The 12,947-nt window shown below is 67.6% G+C and carries 16 protein-coding genes; 7 read left to right on the top strand and 9 right to left on the bottom strand.

Annotated elements, in window-relative coordinates; translation table 11 throughout:
• The first annotated feature begins 80 nt into the window (after positions 1-80).
• The 4 genes from DSHI_RS15745 (at position 81) to DSHI_RS15730 (ending at position 2,542) form a co-directional block, all read left to right on the top strand.
• Complete coding sequence (locus tag DSHI_RS15745) at positions 81-740, top strand: pseudouridine synthase (RefSeq protein ID WP_012179767.1); 660 nt, start codon at positions 81-83, stop codon at positions 738-740.
• A 443-nt stretch (positions 741-1,183) separates the two neighbouring features.
• Positions 1,184-1,849: a CDP-diacylglycerol--glycerol-3-phosphate 3-phosphatidyltransferase gene (pgsA, locus tag DSHI_RS15740; RefSeq protein WP_012179766.1), complete on the top strand. Its 666-nt coding sequence runs from the start codon at positions 1,184-1,186 to the stop codon at positions 1,847-1,849.
• Positions 1,846-2,097, top strand: a complete 252-nt coding sequence (moaD, locus tag DSHI_RS15735) for a molybdopterin converting factor subunit 1 (RefSeq protein ID WP_012179765.1) — start codon at positions 1,846-1,848, stop codon at positions 2,095-2,097. The genes pgsA and moaD overlap by 4 nt, the downstream gene beginning before the upstream one ends.
• A gap of 1 nt (position 2,098) precedes the next feature.
• Positions 2,099-2,542 carry a molybdenum cofactor biosynthesis protein MoaE gene (locus tag DSHI_RS15730; protein WP_012179764.1) on the top strand — a complete coding sequence of 148 codons (444 nt, stop codon included), beginning with the start codon at positions 2,099-2,101 and terminating at the stop codon, positions 2,540-2,542.
• 7 nt (positions 2,543-2,549) lie between these two features.
• On the opposite strand, the gene DSHI_RS15725 is transcribed toward DSHI_RS15730, so the two are convergent.
• The 3 genes from DSHI_RS15725 to ubiA are packed head-to-tail and all read right to left on the bottom strand — an operon-like array spanning position 2,550 to position 5,761.
• Positions 2,550-2,882, bottom strand: a complete 333-nt coding sequence (locus tag DSHI_RS15725; RefSeq protein WP_012179763.1) for a hypothetical protein — start codon at positions 2,880-2,882, stop codon at positions 2,550-2,552.
• Positions 2,879-4,732: an OmpA family protein gene (locus tag DSHI_RS15720; RefSeq protein ID WP_012179762.1), complete on the bottom strand. Its 1,854-nt coding sequence runs from the start codon at positions 4,730-4,732 to the stop codon at positions 2,879-2,881. Before DSHI_RS15720 ends, DSHI_RS15725 begins: the two co-directional genes overlap by 4 nt.
• Positions 4,733-4,792: 60 nt before the next feature.
• Positions 4,793-5,761 carry a 4-hydroxybenzoate octaprenyltransferase gene (gene ubiA, locus DSHI_RS15715; RefSeq protein WP_012179761.1) on the bottom strand — a complete coding sequence of 323 codons (969 nt, stop codon included), beginning with the start codon at positions 5,759-5,761 and terminating at the stop codon, positions 4,793-4,795.
• A gap of 28 nt (positions 5,762-5,789) precedes the next feature.
• On the opposite strand from ubiA, the gene DSHI_RS15710 reads away from it, so the two are divergent.
• Genes DSHI_RS15710 through DSHI_RS15700 form a run of 3 tightly spaced genes read left to right on the top strand, consistent with a single transcriptional unit; the run spans position 5,790 to position 8,478 of the window.
• Positions 5,790-6,527: a 16S rRNA (uracil(1498)-N(3))-methyltransferase gene (locus DSHI_RS15710; RefSeq protein ID WP_044029002.1), complete on the top strand. Its 738-nt coding sequence runs from the start codon at positions 5,790-5,792 to the stop codon at positions 6,525-6,527.
• On the top strand, positions 6,524-7,072 hold the full coding sequence (locus DSHI_RS15705; protein ID WP_012179759.1) for a hypothetical protein: 549 nt from the start codon (positions 6,524-6,526) through the stop codon (positions 7,070-7,072). The genes DSHI_RS15710 and DSHI_RS15705 overlap by 4 nt, the downstream gene beginning before the upstream one ends.
• Positions 7,073-7,107: 35 nt before the next feature.
• Complete coding sequence (locus DSHI_RS15700; protein ID WP_012179758.1) at positions 7,108-8,478, top strand: glutamate--cysteine ligase; 1,371 nt, start codon at positions 7,108-7,110, stop codon at positions 8,476-8,478.
• Between the two features lie 16 nt (positions 8,479-8,494).
• On the opposite strand, the gene DSHI_RS15695 is transcribed toward DSHI_RS15700, so the two are convergent.
• From DSHI_RS15695 to DSHI_RS15670, 6 genes are read right to left on the bottom strand one after another with little or no spacing between them, the layout of a single operon-like run.
• On the bottom strand, positions 8,495-9,001 hold the full coding sequence (locus tag DSHI_RS15695; RefSeq protein ID WP_012179757.1) for a DUF805 domain-containing protein: 507 nt from the start codon (positions 8,999-9,001) through the stop codon (positions 8,495-8,497).
• Positions 9,002-9,003: 2 nt separating this feature from the next.
• The gene (plsY, locus tag DSHI_RS15690) at positions 9,004-9,615 is read right to left on the bottom strand and encodes a glycerol-3-phosphate 1-O-acyltransferase PlsY (RefSeq protein WP_012179756.1); all 612 of its coding nucleotides are present in this window, start codon (positions 9,613-9,615) and stop codon (positions 9,004-9,006) included.
• Positions 9,615-10,913, bottom strand: coding sequence for a dihydroorotase (gene pyrC / locus DSHI_RS15685; protein ID WP_012179755.1), 1,299 nt, complete (start codon positions 10,911-10,913; stop codon positions 9,615-9,617). The genes plsY and pyrC overlap by 1 nt, the downstream gene beginning before the upstream one ends.
• Positions 10,913-11,491 carry a hypothetical protein gene (locus tag DSHI_RS21480; RefSeq protein ID WP_012179754.1) on the bottom strand — a complete coding sequence of 193 codons (579 nt, stop codon included), beginning with the start codon at positions 11,489-11,491 and terminating at the stop codon, positions 10,913-10,915. Before DSHI_RS21480 ends, pyrC begins: the two co-directional genes overlap by 1 nt.
• On the bottom strand, positions 11,488-11,913 hold the full coding sequence (locus DSHI_RS15675; protein ID WP_012179753.1) for a hypothetical protein: 426 nt from the start codon (positions 11,911-11,913) through the stop codon (positions 11,488-11,490). Before DSHI_RS15675 ends, DSHI_RS21480 begins: the two co-directional genes overlap by 4 nt.
• A complete protein-coding gene (locus DSHI_RS15670) occupies positions 11,910-12,860 on the bottom strand; it encodes an aspartate carbamoyltransferase catalytic subunit (protein ID WP_012179752.1) in 951 nt (316 codons plus the stop codon). Before DSHI_RS15670 ends, DSHI_RS15675 begins: the two co-directional genes overlap by 4 nt.
• Between the last annotated feature and the right edge of the window lie 87 nt (positions 12,861-12,947).

Raw genomic sequence — 12,947 nt, 5'->3', positions numbered from 1 at the left:
TGCGGCGCACCCTAGGCAGGGCGGGGCTGGCGGGCAACAAAGCCCTGTTCCTTTGCCCGGCTGTGGCGTAATCCGCCCCCATGCCGCCGATCCCGCCAGATACCTATGCTCCGCCCCAGGAGCCGCTGCGCCTGGTCCACGAGGATGCGCATCTTCTGCTGGTGGAGAAACCCTCCGGGCTCTTGTCGGTGCCCGGGCGCGGGCCCGAGTTGGCTGATTGCCTGCTGAGCCGGGTGCAGGGGGCGTTTCCCGACGCGCTCCTCGTGCATCGGCTGGACCGGGACACATCGGGGCTGATGGTGTTCGCGCTGACCGCCCATGCCCAGCGGCACCTCGGCCTGCAATTCGAAAAACGCCAGATCAAGAAGAGCTATGTGGCGCGGGTCTGGGGGCAGGTTGCGGAGGCGACGGGGACGGTCGATCTGCCGCTGATCGTGGACTGGCCGAACCGTCCCTTGCAGAAGGTCGATCCCGAAACGGGCAAGGCCGCCGTGACCGATTGGCGCGTCCTGAAGCGGTCCGAGGCGGAAACGCGCGTGCGGCTCTTTCCCAAAACCGGGCGCTCGCACCAGTTGCGGGTCCATATGCAAGCGTTGGGGCATCCGATTCTCGGGGATCCGTTCTACGCGGAGGGCGCGGCACGGGCATTTCCGCGGCTGATGCTGCATTCGGAGTCCCTGCGATTGCGGCATCCGGATGGCGGTGTGGGCATGACGTTTCGGTCAAAACCGCCCTTCTGAAAGTTAACGACGAGGTGCAGGTGATTCGCAAAACGCAATGATCCACCGCGTGATTCCGGCGCTTTGAGGAAACGATTCCACCTAATCCCTAGTGTTGTTGCGTGGACCAGCCACAAAATAGCCGCCTGCTTCTCCTATAGGTTGAATCGCCTGCCGTGATGGCAGTTAATTTTTTGAACGCTGCGAACCCTATGCTAGCCTCTCGGCACCGGGGCATGCATTTCGCCTCGGCGGAAGCTTTGAAACGGAAAGCTGCGGCGCGTGAGGCGTAGGGGGATGGTACAAGCCTACTTGTGATAGTCGCGTGCCGCAGCCATTTCCGCATCGAGACCCGAAACCGGCAGAGCTCCGCCGAGAGGGATGGCGGAGCATGGCGCGTGTGAGCGCCCCGCCGACGCCGGTTCCCCTTTCCGCCACATCGTAGAGCCGTTACAAGGTGGCGCATGCGATGGACGATCCCGAACCTCATGACTGTAGCGCGGCTGCTGGCCGCTCCGGCGGTGGCAATCGTCTTTGCCCTGCTGCCCCGACCGCTTGCGGATTGGGTGGCGCTGGCGTTGTTCATCGGTGCGTCGCTGACGGATTTCCTCGATGGCTGGATCGCGCGGACCTGGGCACAGACCTCGCGCTTCGGGGCGATGCTGGATCCGATCGCGGACAAGGCCATGGTGATTACGGCGCTGGCAGTGGTCATGGCGCTCTCGGGGCTCGACCCTTTGGTGATCATTCCGGCGGCGATCATCCTGTTTCGGGAGGTGTTCGTGTCCGGGCTGCGGGAATTCCTCGGTGCGGATGCCAGCAAGCTGTCGGTGACCAAGCTTGCCAAGTGGAAGACGACGGCACAGATGGTGGCGATCGCGGTGCTGATGGGGGCCATCGCGCTCGATTACATGCATCTCGCGGCGTTCGCGGCGCTGCCCCGCGATGCGTACCAGGCGGCACTCGACAACGGGCCGCAGGACTGGAACCTTGTGTGGGCGACCATGTCGGTGGGAGGGCCGGCCGGTGTCCTCGGCATGGGGCTGTTGTGGATCGCGGCGCTTTTGACACTTATCACCGGGGCGGACTACTTCAGGAAATCACTGCCTTTTCTATCGGAGAAGCCATGAAACTCGACGTGTTGTATTTCGCCTGGCTGCGCGAACGCATCGGCCTGTCCCAGGAGCGGATCGAGACGGAGGCCAGGACCGTGGCGGAGCTGGTCTCGGAATTGCGCGCGCGGGAGGATCGCTACGATCTCGCGTTCTCCGATCTCTCGGCCATCCGCGTGGCGGTCGACCAGGACCTGACCGAATTCGATGCGGAGCTGACGGATGCCCGGGAAGTGGCGTTCTTTCCGCCCATGACCGGGGGGTGAGATGACCGTTCGGGTACAGCAAGCCCCTTTCGCGCTGGGCGCAGAACTGGACAGCTTCGCGGCGGGGCGCACGGATATGGGCGCCATCGTGAGTTTCACGGGCGTGGTGCGGGACGTGGCGACCGGCGATCTCGACGTGATGGAGATCGAACACTATCCAGGCATGACCGAGCGCGCGATCGGCAAGATCGTCGACGAAGCCAAAGCGCGCTGGTCGCTGGGCGATGCGCTGGTCATCCATCGCTATGGCCGGATGGGTCCGGGCGACCGGATCATGATGGTGGCCACGGCCGCCCCACACCGGGTGGATGCCTTCGCTGCGGCGGAGTTCCTGATGGATTACCTGAAATCCCGGGCGCCGTTCTGGAAGAAGGAAATCAGCGGCGCGGGCGCGTCCTGGGTTGCGGCCACGGACGAAGACGAAGCCGCCCTGACACGCTGGTAAGCCGCGCTCAGCGCCCGGATCGCGCCGATTTCTCGATCTGGCTGCGCAGGTCCTGAGTCTCGCGGCGCGCATCGCGCAGGCCTTCCATCGCGGCGGCCAGTTCGGCCTCGGTCTGGGCCATCTGCGCGCTCAGTTCGCGCTCCCGCTCTTCCAGCAGCACGAGCGCCTGGTCGCGCTCTTCTTCGGCCTCGTGCAGGGATTGCGCCATGGATTCCAGCTCCCCCATTTCCGCCTTGGTGACCCGCGAGAACCGGGCGATGGCCCAGTGGGTGAACCAGCCGAGCAGGAACACCACGAACAGGATGATCGCGGTGGCGGCGATGAATTCCGTCTGGTTCACTGGGGGTCTCCTGTTTCGGTCTCGGCGGTGGGGGAGGTCACGGGCGGCGTCGGGGCGGTAAAGCTGATCCGGCGGTTGGCCTCTCGGCCTTCGGCGGTGCTGTTATCTGCGATCGGCATGGCCTCGCCATATCCCCGGGCGACGAGATTGCCGGTCAGGATCCGCCGTTCCGACAGGGCGGCCAGCACCGCGTCGGCGCGCGCCTGGCTGAGATTGAGGTTCATCACCTCCCGCCCCTGGTTGTCCGTGTGCCCGGCGATCTCGAATTCGACATGGCTGCAGTCCACGAGCACCTGTGCGATGCGGTCCATGATGGCCTCGGCCTCGGCGGCGATCTGGGACGAGCCCGGCTCGAAGGTGATCTTGCCCTCGGCCTGGATCGCGTCGATGCGGGCGTAGCATTCCTCGGGTGTCGGCAGGGCCGTGGCCGGATCGAGGATCGGATCGTAGGTGACGTCGAGCCGCAGATCGGACTCTTCCGGCAGGCGCCGGGCCAGCAGGCCGGCGATCTCGGCGGGGCCATCCTCCGCCCCGGTGCGGCCGCCGATGCGCATGAATTCGGGCGTGATCGTCACGCTGCCATTGTGCAGATGCCCGAGCGCCTCGAGCCCCGCAAGCACCCGCACGGACCAGCCTTCGGGCACGTCCTCGGCCACGGTGGTGGCGGAATAGACATTCGGGGCACCGAACATTGCCTTGGCCATGGTGGCGGTCACCTCCTTGCGGATCGTGTCCGTTACATGGCCGCGCAGCTGCACCAGTCCCTCGGGACTGAGCGTCGCGGTGAAGCGTGTCAGGTTTGGATCGAAGATGCCCGGGCGGGGGGCTTCCGGGCGCGGCAGCGTGCTGGTGAGGGAGAACACCGCCGGCAGATCCGCCTCGAACTCGGCTGCCACGCGCTCGAACAGGGCGGCATTCGTGTCTTCGCGACCGACAAGGGTGACATCGGCATCCGACAGGGTCACGACCCCGCCGCCGAGGGCTGCGACGGCCCGGATGCCCAGGGTGGCGGCCTCGGCCCAGTTCTGCGACGGGGCGCCGAGGCCGAGCACGCAAGTTGTCTCACGCGGGGCGCCGGTTTCCGCGGCGGCGGCGAGGATGCGGGCGCGCCCCGCCTCGGTTTCGGCCGCGCAAGCATCGAATCGTGCCCCGCGGTCATCCAGCGTGAAGCGCAGCAGGAAAGGCGTGATCGCCGGGCGGGGGGCCGCGATATCGAGCGTGACGGCGACGCCCGCGGGGGCCGTGCGCCGCAGGCGGGTCTCCAGCGCGGTCTTCTCGGCGGCGCTGTCGGTGAGGGCGCTGATATGGACCGATTGCGGCGTGACGCTAATCTTTGCGCGCGGAATCTCCGCCGCCGCATCCAGGGCATAGCCGACCGCCCCGAGCCAGCGCCCCGGGATCGGGAAGTCCGCGGTTTCGACCATGTTCGACACCGGGCCCAGCCCGGCCAGCTCGGCGCCCAGGGAGTCGGAGTCCATATCAGCCGGGACCAGCCCGATCAGCGAGATCCCGTCCGCGTTGCGCAAAAGCTCCAGCGAGAAGTCCGGCGGTGCGATGCGGGTTGAGGCCGCCACCGTCATCTCGTCGATGATCCGGTCGGGGGCCACCACGCGCCCCACCGCCGAGAGGGTGGCAAAGCGCGTCGCCTCGTCCGGGGCGGTGCCCAGGAGCGTGACATGGGTGCCATCGATGGCGGCCTGGGCAAACTCGGCATTTTCGGTGAAGAGCACCTCCTCGACCGAAGCGAGGGTGCGTGTCTCGACCTGCTCGACGAGCAGGCGGGCGGTGAAAACCGATGCGAGGGCCGCAGCGGACAAGGCAAGGAGCGGCAGGTATCGACGCTTGGACATGGGGCACGGGGTGCTTTGTTCGAGTGGTCTGGTCCTATCGTCCCCGGCGTCCGGGTGCAATCAAGCGAGCAAGGTCAGGGCGAGAAACAGCGCAAGGATCAGACCGGCGTCCCGATTGGACCGAAACAGCCGCAGGCAGTTGCCGGGGTCGTTCGGGTCGAGCTGCCGCAGCTGCCACACCATGTGCCATCCGAAGGCCCAGACCCCGCCGAGCCCGAGCGCGAGCGCCAGGGGCGCATCCAGTGGGGCCAGCGCGGCAATGACGGCCCCGCCCGCCAGCACGGTTGCCGCGATCAGGAACAGCCCCAACCACCGCCGCGATCGATCGCCGAAAAGCCGCGCGGTCGATTTTACGCCGATCAGGGCATCGTCCTCGGTGTCCTGATGGGCGTAGATCGTGTCGTAGAACAGGGTCCAGGCGATCCCGGCGACATAGAGCAGCACGCTGGGCGCATCGAGCAGAGTACCGGTCTCGGCCGTCCAGGCCAGCAGCGCGCCCCAGTTGAACGCAAGCCCCAGGAAGATCTGCGGCCACCAGGTGAACCGTTTGGCGAAGGGATAGACGCAGACCAGCGCCAGCGAGGCGATGCCCAGCCCGATGGCGGGCAGGTTGAAGCTCAGCAGGATGCCGAAGGCCAGCAGCGCCTGCACCACCATCCAGACCAGCGCGCCGCGCACGCTGACCTGACCCGACGGGATCGGGCGGGAGCGCGTGCGTGCGACCTTTGCGTCGAAGTCGCGGTCGGTGATATCGTTCCAGGTGCAGCCCGCGCCGCGCATCAGGAAGGCGCCAATCCCGCAGCCGACCATGATCCAGGCAGTGCCGCGGTCGAACCCGTCACCCGCCGCCGCCCCCAGAAGAGCGCCCCACCAGCAGGGGATCAGCAAAAGCCAGGTGCCGATCGGCCGGTCCGCGCGGCTGAGCCGCAGGTAGGGGCGGGTTGCGGGCGGCGCGTAGCGGTCGACCCAGTTATCCGCGGGCGCGTCGGCGACGGTTCCGCCGTCTGGTGTCTGCGCCTCGTTGCTCATCGGGATCGCCCCCCATATGGTTCGCGCCATGTCGGCTGGAAAGATCAGGCTTTATGTAGAGCACCCTCTGGGTCAGGGGCAAACGGTTCCGTTGTCGGGCGCCCAGGCCCATTACCTGTTCGGGGTGATGCGCCGGGGTGTGGGCGAGGTCGTAACCCTGTTCAATGGTCATGCCGGGGCCTGGGCCGCGCGGGTGGTCGAGGCCGGGAAACGCGGTGGCGTGCTGGAGGTCGAGACCCAGACCGCGCCGCAGCGCGATCCGCCGGACCTGTGGCTCTGTTTCGCGCCGATCAAGAAGGCGCGCACGGATTTCATCGTCGAGAAGGCCGCCGAGATGGGCGCGCGCCGGATCGTGCCGGTGCAGACTGCCTTCACCAATGCCGAACGGATTCGCCGCGACCGGCTGCAGGCCCATGCGGTCGAAGCGGCCGAGCAATGCGGCGGCACCTTCGTGCCTGAGGTGGCGGATCTTGTGGGTCTGGACCGGCTGTTGTCGGACTGGCCATCGGATCGGTCCCTGATGTTCTGCGACGAAGCCCTTGCGGAGGAGGGGGCGGCGGCGGCGGCGGATACGCCCGCGCTGCCGGACGGGCCCTGGGCGATCCTCATCGGTCCGGAAGGCGGGTTTTCCGAGCCCGAGCGCGCCCGCCTGCGCGCCATGCCGCAGGCACAATCCGTGCGCCTCGGCCCGCGGATCCTGCGGGCGGACACGGCGGCGGTCGCGGCGCTCACACTCTGGCAAATTCGGTACGGGGACTGGCGATGAGCTTCATCCGCCCCCAGGTCGCCGCGCGCCTGCACAAGGGGCGTGAACTTCTGGCTTGCCTTGCGGTGCTCGCCGTCGGTCTGTGGATGACCCAATCGCCGGGGCCGGTGGTCAAGGCGGTGGGCGCGCTGGCCGTTGTGGCGAGCGTGGGTTTCGGCGCGATTGCCTGGCGGCGGTTGCGGTTCGTCGCCGACGACAGCGCGCCGGGTGTGGTGTCGGTGGACGAGCGGCAGATCACCTATCTCGGCCCGGTGATGGGCGGGGCGATGGGTCTCGATGCGCTCATGGTGCTGCGCCTGCGCCGGGAGGGGGCGCGCCGGGCCTGGCTCTTGCAGGGCGAGGACGGCACTGCGCTCGCCATTCCCCACGGCGCGGCAGGGGAGGAGCAGCTTTTCGATGCCTTTGCCGCCTTGCCCGGGTTTCGGATGGTCCATGTGCTCCAGCAGTTGGAAACCGGCCCGGACGGATCGTTCATTGTGTGGCAGCGCACAATGTCCGGCACGGCCCCGCGCTTGACTTCCCGGACACAACGGGACACGTCCTGACAAAACTCGCATCGGCCCGCGGAGAGCTTACCCCCATGTCCATACCCCAATCCGGCGGCGGCCCGATCGAAAGCCGCGCGCAACTGGCCGAGTATCTGAGCGACGGCTCCAAGCCCAAGGATGCGTGGCGCATCGGCACCGAGCATGAGAAGTTCGGCTACTGCAAGGATACCCTGAAGCCGCTTCCCTATGATGGGACGCGCTCGATCAAGGCGATGCTCGAAGGGCTGCGCGACCGCTTCGGTTGGGCGCCGGTGATGGAAGCCGGCAACATCATCGGGCTGGAAAAGAACGGGGCCAATGTCAGCCTGGAGCCCGGCGGGCAGCTGGAACTGTCGGGCGCGCCGCTGGCGACCATCCACGAGACTTGCGACGAGGTGAACAGCCACCTGCGCGAGGTGCAGGACGTGGCCGAGAAGATCGGCGTCGGGTTCATCGGGCTCGGGGCGGCGCCGATCTGGTCTCACGAAGACATGCCGGTGATGCCCAAGGGGCGCTACCGGCTGATGACCGACTACATGGACCGGGTGGGGACCATGGGTAAAACCATGATGTACCGGACCTGCACGGTTCAGGTGAATCTCGACTTCGCCTCCGAGGCGGACATGGTCCAGAAGCTGCGCGTGGCCTTCGCCTTGCAGCCCGTGGCCACGGCGCTGTTCGCGAACTCCCCGTTTCTCGATGGCAAGCCCAATGGCCACAAGAGCTGGCGCAGCCGCGTTTGGCGTGATCTCGACCCCGACCGCACCGGCATGCTGCCCTTCGTGTTCGAAGACGGCTTCGGGTTCGACGCCTGGGTGGACTATGCCCTCGATGTGCCGATGTACTTCGTCTATCGCGACGGGCAGTATATCGACGCGCTGGGCCAGTCGTTCCGGGATTTCCTCGATGGCAAACTGCCCGCTCTGCCCGGCGAGGTGCCGACGCTCAGCGACTGGGCCGATCACCTGACAACCATCTTCCCCGAGGCACGGATCAAGAAATTCATCGAGATGCGCGGGGCCGATGGCGGTCCCTGGCGGCGGCTCTGTGCGCTGCCGGCGTTCTGGGTCGGCCTGACCTATGATCAGGGCGCGCTGGACGCGGCCTGGGACCTGGTGAAGGGCTGGGATGCGGAGACGCGGGAGGCCTTGCGCGTCGCCGCCTCGGTCGACGGGTTGCAGGCGCAGGTCGGCGATCTGCGGATGCACGACCTGGCGCGCGAAGTGGTCTCGATCGCCGAGGCGGGGCTGGCGGCGCGGGCCATGCCGGGGGCGGGCGGGATGATCCCGGACGAGACCCATTTCCTCAACGCGCTCAAGGACAGTATCGAGAGCGGGCGTGTTCCGGCGGACGAGTTGCTGGCCCATTACCACGGGGATTGGGGCGGCGACCTGTCGAAGATCTACGCCGCCTACAGCTACTGAGCGCGGGGCCGGGTGGTCAGTTCGTCAGGCACTTCACCCGCGCCTGGTAGAGCGCGCGGACCTCGGCCTTGCGGTCTTCCTCGGTCTTGCCCGGCGTGACGTCCGGACGCGCGAACCGGCTGCGGGCCGGGCGCGCGCCGCCCCGCGGCGGGCCGAAGCGGTTGTTGCCCCGGTCTCCGGGCTGGACCGCGAAGACCAGCAGCACCAGCAGCCCGATAATCGGCACGAACCCGATCAGCGACCAGAATCCGGAGCGATCCGTGTCGTGCAGGCGCCGCACCAGCAGCGACCAGCTTTGGATCCACAGAAATACGGAAACCCCGAAATACCACGGATTGTCGTCCGTTGCGGCGCCGAGGAGGGCGATCTGCTCGGGCTGAAGAGCGAAGATCACGAACAGGACCCCGCCGATCGTCAGGGCATAGATGAAGAGCTGGAAATACCAGAACTCGGCCCGCGTCGCGCGCCCTCCGAAGTTCACGACATTGACAAATGCGGATGCGATGGCGCGCAGGAATCCCATCTCTACCTCTTCTTGGCTCCGATCCTCGGTTCGGTTCCAGAAAGCAGGCGGATTATGTTTTCTCTGTGGCGGATCCAGATCAAAAAGCCGAGGAACAGGCTCAAAACGACCAATTCCCGCTGGCCGAAACCCCAGGCGAAGATCGGGGTCATCAATGCAGCCATCAGGGCCGAAAGCGATGAGATGCGGAAGGTATAGGCGGTGGCGAGCCAGATCGCACCGGCCGCAAGCCCCAGCGGCCAGGACAGGGCGATCACGGTGCCGAAGAAGGTGGCCACCCCCTTGCCACCGTTGAATTTCAGGTAGACCGGGAAGCAATGGCCGAGAAAGGCCGCCGCCCCGGCGATCTGTGCGGCGTCCTCGCCCACCAGAACGCGCGCAAGGATCACCGCGAAGGCCCCTTTGCCCGCGTCGAGGATCAGGGTCGCCGCCGCGGCCGGTTTGCTGCCCGTGCGCAGCACGTTGGTCGCCCCGATATTGCCCGACCCGATCTCGCGCAGATTGCCGAGGCCGAACAGTTTCGCGATCAGCAGGCCGAAGGGAATCGCACCCAGCAGGTAGGCCGCGAGCCCGACAAGGGCGAGCAGGCCGGGGGCGGTGGTCAGCTCGGGCATCAGTGCCCGTCCCGCACGTGGACGGGCCTGCCGTCGACATAGGTGCGCAGCACGCGCCCCTGCAGCCGGGCACCGTCGAAGGGCGTGTTCTTGGATTTCGAGTGTAGCATCGTGCGGTCGAGAACGAAGGGCGCATCCGGGTCGAACAGCACCAGATCCGCCGGGCTGCCCGGATCGAGCCGCCCTTGCGGCAGGCCGAGCCGGTTTGCCGGGTTCAGCGACAGCGCGCGCCAGAGCTGCGGCAGGGTCAACTCCCCCGAATGCACGAGCCGCAGGGCCGCGGGCAGCAGGGTCTCCAGCCCGACCGCGCCCGAGGCGGCTTCCTCGAAGGGAAGGCGCTTGCTCTCTTCGTCCTGGGGCGTGTGCATCGACGAGATGATGTCGATCTCTCCGGCGGCCACGGCGGCGACCATGGCGACCCGGTCGGTCTCGGCCCGCAGGGGCGGCTTGACCTTGAAGAAGGTCCGGTAGTCGCCCACGTCGAATTCGTTGAGGGTCAGGTGGTGGATCGAGATGCCCGCCGTCACGTCCAGGCCGATCTCGCGCGCGCGGCGCAAAGAGGGCAGGGCGCGGGCGGTGGTGATCTGGTCCGCGTGATAGCGCGCACCCGTCATCTCCACCAGGGCGAGGTCGCGCTCCAGCCCCATGCGCTCGGCCATGGGGGACACCGCGGGCAGGCCGCGCAGGGTGGCGAACTTGCCCGAGGTCACGGCGGCACCGGCGCTCAGCCCCGGGTCCTGCGGATGCGCCATGACCAGCGCGCCGAGGCTGGTGGCATAGGCCAGGCAGCGCTGGAACACCTTGGGGTCCGCGACCACGTGGTCGCCGTCGGAAAAGGCCACGGCGCCCGCATCCTGCAAAAAACCGATCTCGACCATCTCGCGGCCCTGTCGGCCCTTGGTCAGGGCGGCCATGGGCGCAAGGCGCACGGGGCTGGCCTCCGCTGCGCGGCGGGCGGCGAATTCGAGGGTTTCGGGGCTGTCGATGGCCGGGGTGGTGTCGGCGCGGGTGACCATGGTTGTCACGCCGCCGGCCGCCGCCGCGCGCCCCGCGGTGCGGAAACTCTCCTTGTGGCGCTCTCCGGGCTCGCCCACCTTCACGCCGATATCGACGATGCCGGGGGCCAGGCATTTGCCGCCGCAGTCGAGTACCTCGGTGTCGGCCGGGAGCCGTTCTGCGGGTCCGAGATGCGCGGCGATCACCCCGTTGCGCAGCAAGAGCCCGCCTTCGCGGAGCTCTCCGGTGCCCGGGTCCACGATCCGCGCATGGATCAGGGCGAGGGGTTTCGCAGGCGCCATCAGTTGCTCGCCCCGACGATCATGACCAGCAGCGCGGCGATCAGCAGGGCCGCGCCCACGATCAGGGTCCGGCGCCCGGTGGAGATTTCCTCAGGCGCGTCGATTTCGTCGACGGGCGTCGGCGCAGGCATCGGGTCCGGCGGGGGTGCCTTCACGGGTCCGGTCAGCGGCACCTCCGCCATCTTGTAGGCCCCGATAAAGGTCAGGTCCGCCCCCGGCGTGAGGGTTTGTGCGGTGTCGCCGAGTGCCCGGGAGAGCACGATCAGTACCTCGCCCTCCAGCGCATCGAGGCGCGCGCGGTCGGGGGCCAGCGTCTCCATCGGGACGTCCATGGCGGTGGCGATATACCGGCTCAGGCCGAGATCAGCGACGTCCTTGACAGCGAAGGTCTCGGTATAGGTCGGGTCGATCTGGTCTGCGCCCAGCATCTCACGCAGGCGTACGGCTTCGGCGGCGATGTCCTCCGGGTCCTGTTCCAGCCGCGTCAGGAAGCTCTGGGCCGTCCCGGAGCCGCGGCTGTCGCCATTGACGGCGAAGACCCGGACGATGCCGGTCTCGTGGGCGGGCACCTCGATCATGCGTCGGGCTCTGCGGCCGGGGCGGGGCGGGCCTTGGCCACGCCCACCGCGGCCTCGATCCGGGCCTGCACAGCCTTGGCATCTTCCTGGTACTTGATCAGGTGCTTGTCGCCGCTGGCGGTGATGACCTGCACCGAACTGCCCAGCGTGCGCACCAGCGTGATGTCCCGCAGCGCCATCTTGCGCCAGCCAGGCCCTTCGAGCCGGTCGTCGGTCAGGGTCCACTCGATCGCCAGCTCTTCGGAGCCGAGATACCAGCCGCGCAGGGCAATCGCCGCAAGGCCCCCCACCGCCCCGGTCCAGGGGTACGGGTTGCCCAGCGCCCAGAGCACGCCCATCCCGATCGCCATGGCAAACGCCGCCATGGTGGCGTAGGCGCGCAGATACGCGGTGCGATCCGGGCGCAGGACCTCTGTCGTCATGCGCGAACTCCTTCTCGTGCGGCGCGCAGGTTGCGCGCCAGCAGGTCCATCGCCGCCATGCGCACGGCCACGCCCATCTCGACCTGCTCCTGGATGACGGAGCGGTTGATGTCGTCGGCCAGGGTGCCGTCGATCTCGACCCCGCGATTCATCGGGCCGGGATGCATGACGATGGCGTCGGGCTTGGCATAGGCGAGCTTCTCGGCATCCAGCCCGTAGCGGTGGTAATATTCGCGCTCCGACGGGATGAAACCGCCATCCATCCGCTCCTTCTGGAGCCGCAGCATCATCACCACGTCGACCCCGTCCAGCCCGGCCTTCATGTCCTCGTACACCTCGACGCCAAGCTCGGCGATCTCGGCGGGCATCAGGGTCCGCGGCCCCACGAGGCGGATGCGGTTCTCCATCTTGCCCAGCAGCAGGATGTTGGAGCGCGCGACCCGGGAATGGGCGATGTCGCCGCAGATCGCAACGTTGAGCCGGTGCAGCTTGCCCTTGGCGCGCCGGATCGTCAGCGCATCGAGCAGGGCTTGCGTCGGATGCTCATGCCGCCCATCGCCTGCGTTCAGAACCGCGCAATTCACCTTTTCCGCCAGGAGGTTGACCGCCCCGGAATGGGGATGTCGGACGACCAGCAGATCCGGGTGCATGGCGTTCAGGGTCATCGCCGTGTCGATCAGGGTCTCGCCCTTCTTGATCGAGCTGGCGCGCACTTCCATGTTCATCACGTCCGCGCCGAGCCGCTTGCCCGCGATCTCGAAACTGGCCTGGGTGCGGGTGGAGTTTTCGAAGAACATGTTGATCTGGGTGAGCCCGTCCAGCGCGTCGCCATGCTTGTCCGGGCGTCGGTTCAGGTCTGCGTAGCGATCCGCGAGGTCCAGCAGCGTGACGATCTCGTCCGGGGCCAGGTGTTCGATCCCCAGAAGATGACGCGCGCGGAGTGTCATGGCTGCCCCTGTCCTGACTTGCCCGCTTATAGGCGGAGGCCGCAGGCGCGGGCAAGGGGGCGCGCGGGTTGCGATTGCCGCGCGGTG

The organism is Dinoroseobacter shibae DFL 12 = DSM 16493, from assembly GCF_000018145.1.
Taxonomy (GTDB): domain Bacteria; phylum Pseudomonadota; class Alphaproteobacteria; order Rhodobacterales; family Rhodobacteraceae; genus Dinoroseobacter; species Dinoroseobacter shibae.
The sequence above is the reverse complement of the archived record's forward strand: the minus strand, read 5'-3'. Positions and strand labels throughout refer to the sequence as shown.